Raw genomic sequence first — 13,643 nt, forward strand, 5'->3', positions numbered from 1 at the left:
AGGACTGCTCTCGTAAATGGGGGGCCTGAGGTTGCTCCGAGGACCATCAAAAATCCCGCCCATGTCGTGCGGGTACGGGACTTGCGGAATCTGGTCTTCAGGTTTGAGAGGTGGGGAGCAGCCGTGCTGTCGGACGACGGCAAAACTGTCTCTGCGTCCCCGCGAAAGGTGCGGGCGGTTGTCTACAAGAAATTCGCGCTCTAGAGCGCCTTCGGTCAGCCGTCTCGGAGCCCCGCGGCGAATGCGATTCTGAGGGCGGCGGACAGGCTGTCCACGTCCAGCTTTTCCATCATGTTCGCGCGGTGAATCTCGACCGTGCGAGGGGAAATCTCCAGCGAATTTGCAATTGCCTTATTGGTCAGGCCCTCCACCAGGCCTTCCAGAACGTCGGTCTCCCGGGGCGTAAGATGTGCGAGGCGTTTTTCCGCATCGGCTTTTTGCATGGCACCGCGAGAATGGCTGTCGAGCTGAGCGAAGGCTTCTAAGAGGGCTTTCAGGAGAACCTGTTTCTCATACGGCTTCTCGACGAAATTCAGGGCACCGGCTTTCATGGCCTGCACCGCAACGGAAACATCTCCGTGGCCGGTGAGAACAACAACCGGCATGACAATCCCGCGGGCATTCAGCTCTTTCTGTACGGCCAGCCCACTCATTTGGGGCATCTGGACGTCCAGCAGGATACAGCCATCTTCCAGCGTATCGACGTCGGCGAGAAAGCTGACGCCGTCCTTATGGGTCTGGACACGGTAGCCAGCAAGACGAAGCATGAAGCTGGCCGAATGGCGAACCGCTTCGTCATCATCGACGAGGTGAACGAGGGGCTTTGCGGTTTCAGTCATCCTGCAGCTCCAGAGCTTCGACGGTAAAGACGAAGCGCGTCCCGCCATTTTTGCCGGGCATCGCTTCGATCGTACCGCCGTGGGCCTCTACGATCGTCTTGCAGATTGACAGGCCGAGCCCCATTCCTGTCGCCTTTGAACTGGCGAGCGGCCGGAACAACTGATCGGCAACCTCGCGGTCTATGCCCGGCCCGTTATCCTCGATGGATATCATGACCACGCCGCCGCTCGCAGGGCGGGCATCAATTTGAACGCAGGCGTCGGCGGCTCCGTCCATCGCTTCCAGCGCGTTTCTGACGAGGTTGATGACGACCTGCTGGATCTGGATCGGCTCAGCGAGGATTTCGGCGACATCTTCAGAAACGCTGACGGTAATCTGGCCGGATGTCTTTCCCATTTCGGCCTGAACCAGCGCAATTGCGTCACCCAGCAGCGGTACCAGCGCCGTTGGGCGCTTCTCGACCTCGCCGCGCGAAACGTAATCGCGCAACTTCCGGACGATCTGGCCAGCCCGCACCGATTGCTTCGCCGCCTCGTCCAGCGCCTGCTGGATCATCTTCATGGTTTCTGGATCAGGCGTTTCGAGCAGATCCCTTGCCGCTTCCAGGTAGTTTGTAACGACCGTTAGTGGCTGATTGAGCTCATGAGCGAGCGCCGATGCCATAGTACCGACAGAGCTTAGACGCGAGAAATGCACGATTTCTGCCTGCAAGGCTTTCATGCGCGTCTCGTTGCGCCGCTGTTCGGTGAGATCTCTCATGAAGGCTGTGAACAGATAATTCCCGCCGATATTCGCCTCGCCAATCTTGAGGTCGATCGGGAAGAGGGTGCCGTCGGAATGCCGGGCCGTAACTGTACGGCCAATCCCGATGATCCGGCGCTCACCGGTGCGTAGGTATCGAGCGATATATTCGTCGTGCTGGGAGTTTTCGAGGGGCGCCATGAGCACTTTGACGTTCTGCCCGAGCAACTCTTCGGAGCTATAACCAAATAGCTCTTCGGCCGCGCGGCTGAATGCCGTGATGATGCCGGTTTCGTTGATGACAACCATCGCATCCGGCACCGATTGCAGGATCGAGCGGAAGTGCTGATGGAGCGCATCAACGTCCATCTCCGCCATGTCGACTATCAGATTCCGGGATGTCAGCGCAAAGGTCTCCGCGTTGCTGTCCACCGGAATGGGACATGCGGGACGCAAAGGTCAATATACTTTGCTCTGGAATGGTGCAGGTCATGTTCAGCCGTTTGGTACATGCTTTCGGGCGGAGGCCCGAAGCGGCAAGACCCATGCGGCCAGCATGGCGACGAGGCCGAAGATCAGAGCCGGACAGGCCGCGCAATGAGCGCCGAACAGACCGGTCTGTGGCGCTGCATTACCAGCTGCCGAACACCAGGCAAGCGCCATGATTTCAGCCTGTTCATGATGGCTCAGCACAATTGGAAAGGCCATCAACGTCACAACAGAGCCGGCAAGAAAGACAATCATTCGGTTCATCACATCGCACTCCTCTTGAGGGGCAATAAGCCATAGTGCGACAGGCTGGCCCATACGTAGGAGCCCGTATAACGGCGCGCCGTGGCCTGTCTTATTCCTCCGCCATGGAGCGGGGCTGTCTCGTGGATTTACGACAGCCCCAGAGCATGCAGTGGAGGCAGAATTGAGCACGTCGTATCTCAAGCGGGAGGGCATGGACACGAGTACCGTGACGGTCGCCGGTATGCTTATAGGCTTTGCCGTCCTCGCCATATTTATCGCCGCCAACGCGATGGATCGACTGATGGGGATCCATGCGACCCTGTTTTTCGGCGCTGTCCTTTCGTGGCTGATCGGCATCGCGCTCTGGGCTGGCAAGCTGGGCGATCGCGATCCGTTCGATGAGACGAAATATGAAGACACACTGGTCAAATGGGGCGTTTTCGCCTCGATGCTCTGGGCGATTGCTGGGCTTCTTGTTGGCGTCATAATCGCGTGCCAGCTGACCTGGCCTAACGTCTTCTACTTCGAGCAGTGGGGGTTCACGAATTTTGGCCGGCTGCGTCCGCTGCATACCTCTGCAGTGATCTTCGCGTTTGGCGGTAACGTCCTGCTGGCCACTAGCTTTCACGTCGTCCAGAGAACAACGCGGGCGCGTCTCTTCGGCGGCATGCTCCCCTGGTTTGTATTCTGGGGATACCAGCTTTTCATCGTCATCGCCGCGACCGGCTATTTGATGGGGATCACGCAGTCGAAGGAGTATGCCGAGCCTGAATGGTATGCCGACCTGTGGCTGACCGTTGTCTGGGTTGCCTACCTGCTGGTTTTTCTCGGCACGCTCTGGAAGCGCAAAGAGCCGCATATCTATGTGGCCAACTGGTTCTACCTGTCTTTCATCGTGACCATCGCGATGTTGCACATCGTGAACAATCTATCCGTCCCAGTTTCGATCGGCTCGGCGAAAAGCTACCAGCTGTTTGCGGGGGTGCAGGACGCGCTGACCCAGTGGTGGTACGGTCACAATGCGGTCGGCTTCTTCCTGACCACCGGCTTCCTTGCCATCATGTATTACTACATTCCGAAGCGCGTGAACCGGCCCGTCTATTCCTACCGGCTTTCCATCGTCCACTTCTGGTCGCTGATCTTCATTTATATCTGGGCCGGCCCGCACCACCTGCATTATACGGCGCTGCCGCAATGGGCGCAAACTCTCGGCATGACCTTTTCGATCATGCTGTGGATGCCAAGCTGGGGCGGCATGATCAACGGCGTCATGACCCTGTCGGGCGCCTGGGACAAGCTGCGCACCGATCCGGTTGTCCGGATGATGGTGGTCTCGCTGGCTTTCTATGGTATGGCGACGTTCGAGGGCCCGCTTATGTCGGTGCGCGCTGTGAACGCGCTAAGCCATTATACCGAGTGGGGCATCGGCCACGTGCATTCCGGTGCGCTTGGCTGGGTTGGCTTCATCTCGTTTGGCGCGCTCTACTGCCTCACCCAGTGGCTGTGGAAACGTAAGAGCCTTTATTCTCTACCGCTTGTCGAGTGGCATTTCTGGCTCGCGACCATCGGCATCGTTTTCTACATCGTTTCGCTGTGGTTCGCGGGGATCATGGAAGGCCTGATGTGGCGTGCCTATAACGATTTCGGCTTCCTCGAATACAGCTTCGTGGAGACAGTCGAGGCCAAGCATATAAGCTATATCATCCGTGCGGCTGGCGGCCTGCTTTACCTCGCTGGTGCCTTCATCATGACTTACAATCTGGTCCGGACTGCAATGGGGCATGAGCGGATCAACCAGTCTGCCAGTGCGCCCGATGTGAGCAACCCGCCCGCCGCCGCTTCCCTGCAACCTGCCGAATAGGAGACCTGAGAGATGAGACTTCTCAACAATCACGGCGTGCTCGAACGTCATTCGCTCCTCCTCACCATCGGCATTCTGGTTGTGGTGTCGATTGGCGGGATCATCCAGATGGCGCCGCTCTTCTACATGGAGAATACGATCGAGAAGGTCGAAGGCATGCGGCCATATACGCCGCTGGAAGTGGCGGGCCGCAATATCTACCTGCGCGAAGGCTGCTATGTTTGCCACTCGCAGATGGTCCGGCCTCTTCGCGATGAAGTGGAGCGCTATGGCCACTACTCGCTGGCTGCTGAAAGCATGTATGACCATCCATTCCAGTGGGGGTCGAAGCGGACAGGGCCAGATCTTGCGCGGGTTGGCGGCAAGTACTCTGACGAGTGGCATGTCGATCACTTGATCGACCCGCGCGCGCTTGTGCCGGAATCGATCATGCCCCCCTATGCTTTTCTTGCGGATAAGTCGCTCGATTATCGCCACATCGAACAGGACCTGAAAGCTCTTCGTATGGTCGGCGTGCCTTACACCGACGAGATGATCGAGAACGCGAAGATCGACCTTCAGGCCCAAGCCGACCCTGACATCTATTTTGACGAACAGGATGCGCTTGTCGCCAGGTACACGGAGGCATCGGGCCGCGAAGGCACTGTGCAGATCCGCGATTTCGACCGCGACCCAGACCGTATCACCGAGATGGATGCACTGGTGGCCTACCTCCAGATGACCGGCACGCTCGTGGATTTCTCCACTTACGAAGCCGAAGACCTCATGAACCGGCGCTAGGGAGACTGACCGTGTACGAACTACTTTCCAGCTTCGCCCAGACAGGCGGCCTCATCTACTTCGTCGCCATTTTCGCCGTCGTGCTCGTCTATGCCCTCTGGCCTCGCAACCAGACACGCTTCGATGAAGCAGCCCAACTTCCTCTGTCAGACCGGGAGCCCGGAGATGAGTGATCACAACAAGGATATCGACCAGCCGACCGGTGTCGAGACGACAGGTCATGAATGGGATGGGATCAAGGAGCTAAACAATCCGCTGCCGCGCTGGTGGCTCTATATCTGGTATGCTACAATCGCCTTTTCGATTGTCTACATGGTGATCATGCCTGCCATTCCGGCGCTGCCGGGGCTTGGCACGAACACGCCCGGTATTGGTGGCCATTCGGACCGTATGAACGTCGCTGCAGAGATCGACGACCTGCGGACCGGACGGGCGGGGACGGGCAGTATGCTCGTAGATGCAAGTCTCGAAGAAATCGAGACAGACCGCTCCCTTCAGCAATTTGCCATGGCCGCTGGCGAAAGCGCTTTTGGCGATAACTGCGCAACCTGCCACGGCGCAGGCGGACGAGGTGCCAAGGGGTATCCGACACTGGCGGACGATGTCTGGCTCTGGTCGGGAACGCTGGATGGAATCGAATACACGCTTCGCCACGGTATTCGCCACGATCCAGACCCGGAGACACGCTTTTCCGCGATGCCTGCCTTTGGGCGCGACCGGCTTCTTACGCGCGCCGAGATCGATGATGTTGTCAGCCATGTCATGACGCTGTCCGGGCGCGGCGATGATGATAACGACGCGGCGGGTCGGGGCGAAGACATCTTCGCGGCGCAATGCGCGTCCTGCCATGGACCGAACGGAGAAGGAGACAAGACGATCGGTGCGCCAGATCTGACCGATCAGGACTGGCTTTTCGGCGGTGAATACGACGAGGTTTACAACTCAGTATACAATGCCAGGAACGCGCATATGCCCGCATGGGGAGAGCGCCTGGACGATGCGACCATAAAGGCGCTGTCTGTCTATGTGCACTCGCTTGGCGGCGGGGAATAGGCGGGACCTGCCATGCCGCAAATCAACCTCATTCCCTCGCGTTCGCCGCCGCCTGTCCCGCCACCGCAGGACCTTTATGCCAAGCGCAAGCAGATCTATCCGAAGCTTGCCCATGGCAAGTTCCGGACGGTAAAATGGGTCGCAATGGGCGTGCTGCTGGGGGTATATTACCTAATTCCCTGGCTGCGCTGGGAGCGGGGTGCAGGCGTTCCCGACCAGGCAGTTTTGGCTGATTTTGCTGGTGAGCGGTTCTTCTTTTTCGGGATCGAGATCTGGCCGCAAGAGGCTTACTATCTTGCTGGACTAATGATCCTCGCGGCCATTGGTCTCTTCCTTGTAACGTCGCTGTTTGGCCGGGTCTGGTGTGGCTATGCTTGCCCGCAAACCGTCTGGACCGACCTCTATATCTGGGTGGAGCGCGCCTTCGAGGGCGACCGGGCCAAGCGCATCCGGCTCGACAAGGCGCCCTGGGGGCTGAACAAGGCCGCGCGCAAGATCGGCAAGCATATCGTGTGGGTCCTCATCGCCTTCGTGACGGGCGGTGCTTTCATTCTTTACTTCCACGACGCACGATTGATCGCACAGACCTTTTTTATCGGCGAGGCACCGCTTTCGGCCTATTGGTTCGCGGGGTTGCTGACCTTCACGACATACGCGCTGGCGGGCACGATGCGTGAGCAGGTTTGTACCTATCTCTGCCCCTGGCCGCGCATTCAGGCTGCGCTGACCGACGAAGACGCCCTCAATGTGACCTATCGATATGACCGCGGCGAACCGCGCGGGCCCCACCGCAAGGGTGAAAGCTGGCAGGGCAGGGGCGACTGCATCGACTGCAAGCAATGTGTCCAGGTGTGTCCAGTCGGGATCGATATCCGCGATGGACCGCAGCTGGAGTGCATCCATTGCGCCCTCTGCATTGATGCCTGTGATGGGATCATGAAGACGGTTGGGCGTCCAACCGGCCTCATTGCCTATGATACCGACACCGCCGTGGCGGCGCGGGCGGTTGGTATGAAGCCGAAGTATCGCCTCGTGCGGGCGCGCACGGTCCTCTACTTCGTCCTGATGACGGCAATCGCGAGCCTGATGGCTTTTGGCCTGCTCAATCGCGGCACGATTGAAGTAAATGTGCTGAAGGATCGCTCGCCGCCTTATGTGCGCCTGTCGAGCGGGCTTATCCAGAACGGTTACACCTTGAAGCTGGTCAACAAGGCGGGCGAGACGCGCGAGATGGAAATCAGCATCGCCGACGATGAAGGGTTCACACTCAAAGTTGTCGGTATCGAGACGGTCGCCGGTGAACCGATATTGTTGCCTGTCGCATCGAACGGTGTCGACCGCTACAGGCTGCTGGTGACGACCCCAGAGCAGGCCAGTGATGGCCGCCAGCATTTCCAGCTCGTGCTCACAGATGTCGAGACCGGCGAAATCCACACGAACCGTACAAGCTTCATGGCCCCAGGAGAGTGAGATGACCCCTGCAGCAACCCCTTATCGCCAAGACCCTGAGGCAAAGCTGAAGGGATGGCATGTTCTCCTGATCTTTCTCGCCTTCTTCGGCGTGATGTTCGCGGTGAATGGGGTCTTCCTTTACAATGCGATCACCAGCTTTCCGGGCGAGGACATAAAGAAGAGCTATGTTCAGGGCCTCGATTACAATGACACGCTTGAAGCTCGAAAAGAGCAGGTTGCGGCTGGTTGGAAGATCCGCGCCGGCGTGGCCGGTGACAGGCTGAGAGTTGAGATGGACGCGCCGGAAGCTATGGCGAGGCGCGAGCTGATTGTCACCGCGACCATGCGCCGTGCGGTCACCAGTCATGATGACGTCGAACTCACCTTGTCGCCGGACGAACCGGGTGGCGTCTTTTCTGCGGCCTTGCCTGATCTCGCTCCAGGACGCTGGGACGTTCTGGTCAAGGCCAGTACGGCTGATCAGGACGGGGTCGCGCAGGCCCGGAAAACAGTTGTGATCCCATGACGTTGACGGGCGATGTGATGAAAGGCTGTCCAAATGGCCTCGCGCCGGCTGGGCACCAGACAGGCGGCGATGTAGGCGCCTTTGTCCGGCAATCAGGCAGCGAAAAGACGCTCCACCTCTCGATACGGGGGGCCAAATGCGCAGGGTGTCTTGGTAAGATCGAAGGTGCCGTCCGCGCACTTAACGGGGTGCAGTCGGCCCGCCTGAATCTCTCCACGGGGCGGCTTGTCGTTCGTTGGCAAGGCGGGCTCGATGCAAACCGGATTGCCACCTGCGTCAGCGATTTGGGCTATGGGGCAGCCCCTTTTGACGCGGATGCCAGTGAAGGGGCGGCCAAGTCTGAAGAACGAACACTGCTGATCGCCATGGGTGTCGCGGCCTTTGCGGCAGCAAATGTCATGCTTCTGTCTGTTTCCATCTGGTCCGGCCATGGAGAGATGGGTGAAGCGACGCGCCGAACGATGCACGCCACCTCCGGGGCAATTGCCTTGCCAGCTGCGCTCTTTGCAGGACGACCATTTTTCCGGTCGGCCTGGAGTGTCCTGCGCCGCGGTCACACCAATATGGACGTTCCGATTTCACTAGCGGTTCTGCTTGCGCTAGGGGTCAGCATCTCGGAAACGATCAGGGGTGGTGAGCACGCCTATTTCGATGCCTGCGTAATGCTGCTCTTCTTCCTGCTTATCGGGCGTTTTCTTGATGCCCGCCTGAGACGGCGCACACATATGGCGGCTCAGGAGCTTGCCTTGCTGCAGGCCCGCTCGGCGACGCGCCTCGAACGGGATGGTTCGGCGCGGTCTGTGAGAGCAGCGGACATTCTTACGGGTGACACAATACTGGTCGCTGCAGGAGAGCGCGTTCTCGTTGATCTGGAAGTTACCGATGGCCACAGCGACGCCGATGAAAGCATGGTCTCGGGTGAGAGCGTGCCGCGCGCCGTCACGCCAGGCATGCGGCTTTATGCCGGTACGGTGAATCTGTCACAGGCGATCAAGGGCAGGGCCCTTGCAGACGCGGATGGTTCGCTCATGTCCGAGATCGGGCGGATGCTTGAAGCCGGAGAGCAGAGGCGGTCTACCTACCGGCGGATCGCTGACAAGGCCGGCTCGCTCTATGTGCCACTGGTTCATACCACCGCAGCGCTGACATTTGCCGGCTGGCTCGTGGCCGGGGCGGATATCGGGCAGGCCCTCATGGTTGCTGTGTCCACGCTGATCATTACCTGCCCTTGCGCGCTGGCCCTCGCAGCGCCTGCCGTGCAGGTGGTTGCCTCCGAGCGGCTGTTCAGAAAAGGCGTTTTCCTGCGGTCGGGGGACGCGCTGGAGAGAATAGCCGAGTGCGATCACGTGGTTTTCGACAAGACCGGCACATTGACGCTGGGCGTGCCAGAGCTGGTCGAGGCGGAAGGTATGAGCGATGTCGTTGCCCGGGCTGCACGGCTGGCGCGTGTCTCTCGCCATCCCCTGTCGAGGGCCATTGTGGCGGCAGCCGGCCCCGGTGAGGTCGCGCCACGGGTAGAGGAGCGAGCCGGCCTCGGGCTGGAAGCAGAGATTGACGGCGTTCGCTGCCGGTTGGGGTCGGCCGAATGGGTTGGAGCAATGACGGCGCCTGCAAATGCGCGGCTCCAGCTCTGGTATGGCGAAGGCCATACACAGCCCGTCTGCTTCACATTCGAAGATGCGCTCCGTCCCGGTGCGGCCGATATCGCAGAGGCGCTCAGGCGCCGAGGGGCATCCCTGGAAATCCTGTCAGGTGACCGTGCAGAAGCTGTGGCTGAAATAGCGGCCAAGCTCGGTATCGAAAGCTGGCGCGCCAAGGCCAGCCCGGCGGACAAGGTTGATCGTTTAGAGGCGTTAAGAGCAGACGGGCGCAAGGTACTGATGATTGGCGATGGGCTAAATGATGCCGGATCGCTCTCGCTTGCCCATGCCTCGCTTGCCCCAGGCGGTGCAATGGATGTCAGCCAGTCTGCCTCCGACGGGGTCTATACGGGCGCTGGTCTTGACGCCATTCCAACGGTTATCGACGGCGCCCGCGTCGCCAGCGCTCGGATGCGGCAGAACTTTGCGCTCGCCGCTGCCTATAATCTGATTGCGGTTCCGATCGCAGTTGCTGGCTTTGCGACGCCGCTGGTGGCGGCCATTGCGATGTCGGCCTCCTCTGTTGTTGTGACGCTCAACGCGCTCCGGCCGCACATTAGTTGGAGGGCCAACCTATGGAAATGCTGACATTCCTTATCCCGGTTGCCCTGTTGCTGGGCATGATGGGACTTGGCGCCTTTATCTGGTCGGTTCGTTCAGGCCAGTTTGATGACCCCCAGGGAGACGCTGCACGTATCCTGCTTGATGAGGATGAGCCGCTCACTGAGCGCAGCTAGGTAGCCCTACCTAGAGACCGGTTTCCGGTCCGCGAATAAGGTCTGTGCCAGGCAACTAGCGTGTGGAGACAGATTTTTGCGCGACGACTGGATCGAATTCGCCGGAGCACAGGTTCCAAGATATACAAGCTATCCCACTGCGGTCGATTTTGGCGCCTCTGTTGGCGCCGACGATGTCTGTGATTGGCTCGCAGATATGCCCGACAGTGCACCGCTTTCAGTCTATGTGCATATTCCTTTTTGTCGCAAGCTCTGTTGGTATTGCGGCTGCACAACGTCGGTGCCGAACGGATATGACCGGATCGCCTCCTATTTCGACGTCCTGCTACAAGAGATCGACCTCTGGGCAGAACGTGCAGGGCGGGCGCGCTTGACGCACCTGCATTTTGGTGGCGGCACACCAAACGCCTTGTCGCCCGCAGATTTTACCCGGCTTTTCCGTTATCTGAAACAAGCGTTCAACGTCGATCCGGATCACGAGTTTTCGGTCGAGCTTGACCCACGCATCCTGAACGATGCGATGATTGAGGTCATGGCCGCATCGGGTGTGACGCGGGCGAGCCTTGGAATTCAGACGCTTAGCCCGGTCGTTCAGTCCGCCATCAACCGCATACAGCCGAAACCTGACATCACGCGCACCGTGGCGCATCTGCGGCGCGCCGGCATCAAGGCGCTGAACGCTGACCTTATGTATGGCCTGCCCAGGCAGACAGTCAGCGACATAGAAGACGCCGCCCAGTACTGCGCCGATATTGGCGTCGACCGTGTCTCTGTCTTCGGATACGCGCACGTGCCCTGGTTCGCAAAGCACCAGAGAGCCATCAGAGAAAGTGACCTGCCCGGGCTGCCCGAGCGAATGCTGCAGGCTGAGGCGGCAGAAGGTGTGCTGCAGGCCGCCGGCTACAAATCGATCGGTTTCGACCACTATGCGCGGCCCGGCGACTGGCTAGCGCAAGCAGCGAAGAATGGATGCCTGCGTCGCAACTTCCAAGGCTATACTGATGATACGAGCCCCTATCTTATAGGTATCGGGCAGACGTCGATCTCACGGTTTCCGGAAGGGTACGGCCAGTCCCATAAAGGTCTCTTGGATTGGCGGGCGTCGGTCACCACTGGCAGACTGCCGATTGCGCGTGGTGTTTCGCTGACAAATGATGACCGGATGCGCGCCCATGCGATTGAGCATCTGTTATGCAACCTTTCCGTGGACCTTGGTCAGATTGCGCGCCAGTTCGGCGCGACGCCGGGCGTGTTTGGTGATGCTATGGAAGGGCTCAAAATGCTCGAAACGCGCGGCCTGTGCAGACTGAAAGGGATGCGGGTAAGCATCCCTCAGGAAGTGAAGCTGCTCATTCGCAACGTCGCTGCAACGCTCGACGCCCGGCTGGTTCAGACTGCAGAGCGCCACGCGATCGCGGGATAACGGACCGCCTGTGACCCGTCAGGGGCAGCCGATCATTCTCGCCAAGGCGTTGCGGTGGATCTCGCTCGTGCCGGAATAGATCGTTGCGGCGCGGGTTGAAAGATACTTGTCCATTGCGAATGACGACAGGGGCGCCGCAGTCAGGCCAACTTCAGTGATAGCCTGATGTAACTCAGTGGCGCGCAGTTTCATCATCGAGGACGCTTGGCGTCCGGGTGCTGTAGCCAGCCGCGCCTCAAGCGCTTCGAACTCGTCGATCCGGCGCGAAAGACTGTATAGTTGCGCGGCCAGGGGCGGCTCGTTCTTGTCAAGGCCAGCGACATGGCGCTCAGCCGCTCGATAGGCGCGCCGGAGCGTGCCAGTCGTTGTATTGTTGGAGCGGGCGATCTGCATCAACTGGCCTGCCACGGCCCAGCCTTCGTCGATTTCTCCAATCCTGTCAGAAACGGGCGTTCGGACATTGTCAAAAAACACTTCCGAAACTTCATGGCTTCCATCGAGACATTTTATCGGTCTGACCTCGATGCCGGGCTGGCTCATTTCGACCAGCAGGAAAGAGAGGCCATCGCGGCCCCGGCTTGCAGGGTTGGTGCGTGCCAGCAGGAACATGTGGGTCGCGGACTGTGCAAAGCTCGTCCAGAGCTTGCTGCCATTCAGGATGAACTGGTCGCTCTCGCGCTCCGCCCGCAAGGCCAGCGCGGGCAGGTCAGACCCCGCCTGCGGCTCAGAGAAGCCCTGGCACCATTCATGTGTGCCATTGAGGATGGCGGGCAGATAGCGCGCTTTCTGCTCATTATTCCCCAAGGCAATGACCAATGGGCCGATCGTGCGCACGCCGGAGGACATGAGGATCGGTGCGTCATTGGCGGCGCAGGCATTCTCAAAATAAAGGCGCTCTTCGGAAGTCCAGCCTGCTCCGCCGTAAACTCGTGGCCAGTCGGGGACCAGCCATCCCTTTTGGGCCAGCGCATCGCGCCAGACCTTGCACGCCGCCGGATCCGACTTGAGGCCTGTCGTCTTCCTCCCGGCCTCGCGGAGCGTGTCTGTGAGCGATGCCGACAGGAAAGCCTGCACTTCATTTTTGAACGCATCGCTCAGCCCTGAGGGCTGATGAGGAGAACGAACGGGGGCGCAAGTGCGGGTTGCAGTGTACATCGTTAAATTACACGGCGTCGAAACATGCCCTGCAATGCGTACAATTACGGAAGCCAACCAAATGGCTGACTGCGAGATAGGCGCACCCGCATCACGGCACAATGAAATCGTCCGGAGACCAAGTCCGGGCGGTTCGTTTTTATGGGTAGTTCAGGCAAGGCCTACGGACGGTCTTTCCAGTTCGCCAACTGGAATTGTGAAAGCTCGAACTCATTGATGATCGGCACGCTGACGACGCTGATCAGGATCCGATCAATAAAGTTGAAGGTGTAGACCACTGTCAGCGACATCAGGACAAAAGACCTGTAGGCGAAGGACCCGAAGCGTCTCCCGATGGCGTCGGAGGCAGCGGCGTGAAAGTTCCGCGGGCCCTGGGTTGTTTCGCTCATTCTCTTACGGTCCCGGAAAAGAGGCTGACGTTGCGGTTTCAGACAACAATTTCGAGCGCGCGGCGGCCTGAAGCATGGAGGCTGGCGAAACCTATAAGAATAAAGAACCCTCGACGTTCAGAGGCGCGGGCTGAGTATGGTTAAGGTTCGGTGGCTCTCGTGAACAATACGAAGTTCCAACAGTGCCCATAGGATAAAGCTATGGAGAAGGCGCCATAGCTTTATCCTATGGGCACTTGCAAGGGACCGAACGCGTATCTTTCGCGGAGAAGGTTTTGGAGGTCTTCTGTAGAGCCCCCGTCGGAAAACTT

14 protein-coding genes are annotated in these 13,643 nt (G+C 59.3%); 9 read left to right on the forward strand and 5 right to left on the reverse strand.

The genetic code is table 11. From position 1 onward, the window contains the following. Positions 1 to 215: 215 nt before the first annotated feature. From F550_RS0114840 to F550_RS0114850, 3 genes are all read right to left on the reverse strand, one after another. Positions 216 to 839 (reverse strand): response regulator transcription factor, encoded by a 624-nt coding sequence (locus tag F550_RS0114840; RefSeq protein WP_018149367.1) that lies wholly within the window; start codon positions 837 to 839, stop codon positions 216 to 218. Continuing rightward, positions 832 to 1,959 carry a two-component system sensor histidine kinase NtrB gene (locus tag F550_RS0114845; RefSeq protein ID WP_156807957.1) on the reverse strand — a complete coding sequence of 376 codons (1,128 nt, stop codon included), beginning with the start codon at positions 1,957 to 1,959 and terminating at the stop codon, positions 832 to 834. Before F550_RS0114845 ends, F550_RS0114840 begins: the two co-directional genes overlap by 8 nt. A 117-nt stretch (positions 1,960 to 2,076) precedes the next feature. Beyond that, positions 2,077 to 2,334, reverse strand: a complete 258-nt coding sequence (locus F550_RS0114850; protein ID WP_156807958.1) for a hypothetical protein — start codon at positions 2,332 to 2,334, stop codon at positions 2,077 to 2,079. Positions 2,335 to 2,527: 193 nt separating this feature from the next. On the opposite strand from F550_RS0114850, the gene ccoN reads away from it, so the two are divergent. The 9 genes from ccoN (at position 2,528) to hemN (ending at position 11,788) form a co-directional block, all read left to right on the forward strand. Beyond that, a complete protein-coding gene (gene ccoN, locus F550_RS0114855) occupies positions 2,528 to 4,177 on the forward strand; it encodes a cytochrome-c oxidase, cbb3-type subunit I (protein ID WP_018149370.1) in 1,650 nt (549 codons plus the stop codon). 12 nt (positions 4,178 to 4,189) lie between these two features. Further along, positions 4,190 to 4,957, forward strand: a complete 768-nt coding sequence (gene ccoO, locus F550_RS0114860) for a cytochrome-c oxidase, cbb3-type subunit II (RefSeq protein ID WP_018149371.1) — start codon at positions 4,190 to 4,192, stop codon at positions 4,955 to 4,957. 11 nt (positions 4,958 to 4,968) lie between these two features. Then, the gene (locus tag F550_RS0114865) at positions 4,969 to 5,130 is read left to right on the forward strand and encodes a cbb3-type cytochrome c oxidase subunit 3 (RefSeq protein WP_018149372.1); all 162 of its coding nucleotides are present in this window, start codon (positions 4,969 to 4,971) and stop codon (positions 5,128 to 5,130) included. Continuing rightward, positions 5,123 to 6,010 carry a cytochrome-c oxidase, cbb3-type subunit III gene (ccoP, locus tag F550_RS0114870; RefSeq protein WP_018149373.1) on the forward strand — a complete coding sequence of 296 codons (888 nt, stop codon included), beginning with the start codon at positions 5,123 to 5,125 and terminating at the stop codon, positions 6,008 to 6,010. Before F550_RS0114865 ends, ccoP begins: the two co-directional genes overlap by 8 nt. 12 nt (positions 6,011 to 6,022) lie before the next feature. Continuing rightward, positions 6,023 to 7,480 carry a cytochrome c oxidase accessory protein CcoG gene (gene ccoG, locus F550_RS0114875; protein ID WP_018149374.1) on the forward strand — a complete coding sequence of 486 codons (1,458 nt, stop codon included), beginning with the start codon at positions 6,023 to 6,025 and terminating at the stop codon, positions 7,478 to 7,480. 1 nt (position 7,481) lies between these two features. Next, the gene (locus F550_RS18730) at positions 7,482 to 7,988 is read left to right on the forward strand and encodes a FixH family protein (RefSeq protein WP_018149375.1); all 507 of its coding nucleotides are present in this window, start codon (positions 7,482 to 7,484) and stop codon (positions 7,986 to 7,988) included. Further along, entirely contained in the window at positions 7,985 to 10,216 is a 2,232-nt protein-coding gene (locus F550_RS0114885) for a heavy metal translocating P-type ATPase (protein WP_018149376.1), read from the forward strand. Before F550_RS18730 ends, F550_RS0114885 begins: the two co-directional genes overlap by 4 nt. Beyond that, a complete protein-coding gene (gene ccoS / locus F550_RS0114890) occupies positions 10,204 to 10,365 on the forward strand; it encodes a cbb3-type cytochrome oxidase assembly protein CcoS (protein ID WP_018149377.1) in 162 nt (53 codons plus the stop codon). Before F550_RS0114885 ends, ccoS begins: the two co-directional genes overlap by 13 nt. A 76-nt stretch (positions 10,366 to 10,441) precedes the next feature. After that, positions 10,442 to 11,788: an oxygen-independent coproporphyrinogen III oxidase gene (hemN, locus tag F550_RS0114895; protein ID WP_018149378.1), complete on the forward strand. Its 1,347-nt coding sequence runs from the start codon at positions 10,442 to 10,444 to the stop codon at positions 11,786 to 11,788. Between the two features lie 18 nt (positions 11,789 to 11,806). On the opposite strand, the gene F550_RS0114900 is transcribed toward hemN, so the two are convergent. After that, a complete protein-coding gene (locus F550_RS0114900) occupies positions 11,807 to 12,943 on the reverse strand; it encodes an acyl-CoA dehydrogenase family protein (RefSeq protein WP_083911014.1) in 1,137 nt (378 codons plus the stop codon). Between the two features lie 161 nt (positions 12,944 to 13,104). After that, positions 13,105 to 13,332 (reverse strand): hypothetical protein, encoded by a 228-nt coding sequence (locus F550_RS19450; RefSeq protein ID WP_018149380.1) that lies wholly within the window; start codon positions 13,330 to 13,332, stop codon positions 13,105 to 13,107. Positions 13,333 to 13,643 lie beyond the last annotated feature (311 nt).

The organism is Henriciella marina DSM 19595 (assembly GCF_000376805.1).
GTDB classification, from domain to species: Bacteria; Pseudomonadota; Alphaproteobacteria; order Caulobacterales; family Hyphomonadaceae; genus Henriciella; species Henriciella marina.

What these genes read in the sequence shown, in the direction of transcription:
- F550_RS0114840 (WP_018149367.1), bottom strand. Translation starts at nt 839, where the DNA reads ATGACTGAAACCGCAAAGCCCCTCGTTCACCTCGTCGATGATGACGAA.
- F550_RS0114845 (WP_156807957.1), bottom strand. Translation starts at nt 1,959, where the DNA reads ATGGCGGAGATGGACGTTGATGCGCTCCATCAGCACTTCCGCTCGATC.
- F550_RS0114850 (WP_156807958.1), bottom strand. Translation starts at nt 2,334, where the DNA reads ATGAACCGAATGATTGTCTTTCTTGCCGGCTCTGTTGTGACGTTGATG.
- ccoN (WP_018149370.1), top strand. Translation starts at nt 2,528, where the DNA reads ATGGACACGAGTACCGTGACGGTCGCCGGTATGCTTATAGGCTTTGCC.
- ccoO (WP_018149371.1), top strand. Translation starts at nt 4,190, where the DNA reads ATGAGACTTCTCAACAATCACGGCGTGCTCGAACGTCATTCGCTCCTC.
- ccoP (WP_018149373.1), top strand. Translation starts at nt 5,123, where the DNA reads ATGAGTGATCACAACAAGGATATCGACCAGCCGACCGGTGTCGAGACG.
- ccoG (WP_018149374.1), top strand. Translation starts at nt 6,023, where the DNA reads ATGCCGCAAATCAACCTCATTCCCTCGCGTTCGCCGCCGCCTGTCCCG.
- F550_RS18730 (WP_018149375.1), top strand. Translation starts at nt 7,482, where the DNA reads ATGACCCCTGCAGCAACCCCTTATCGCCAAGACCCTGAGGCAAAGCTG.
- F550_RS0114885 (WP_018149376.1), top strand. Translation starts at nt 7,985, where the DNA reads ATGACGTTGACGGGCGATGTGATGAAAGGCTGTCCAAATGGCCTCGCG.
- ccoS (WP_018149377.1), top strand. Translation starts at nt 10,204, where the DNA reads ATGGAAATGCTGACATTCCTTATCCCGGTTGCCCTGTTGCTGGGCATG.
- F550_RS0114900 (WP_083911014.1), bottom strand. Translation starts at nt 12,943, where the DNA reads ATGTACACTGCAACCCGCACTTGCGCCCCCGTTCGTTCTCCTCATCAG.
- F550_RS19450 (WP_018149380.1), bottom strand. Translation starts at nt 13,332, where the DNA reads ATGAGCGAAACAACCCAGGGCCCGCGGAACTTTCACGCCGCTGCCTCC.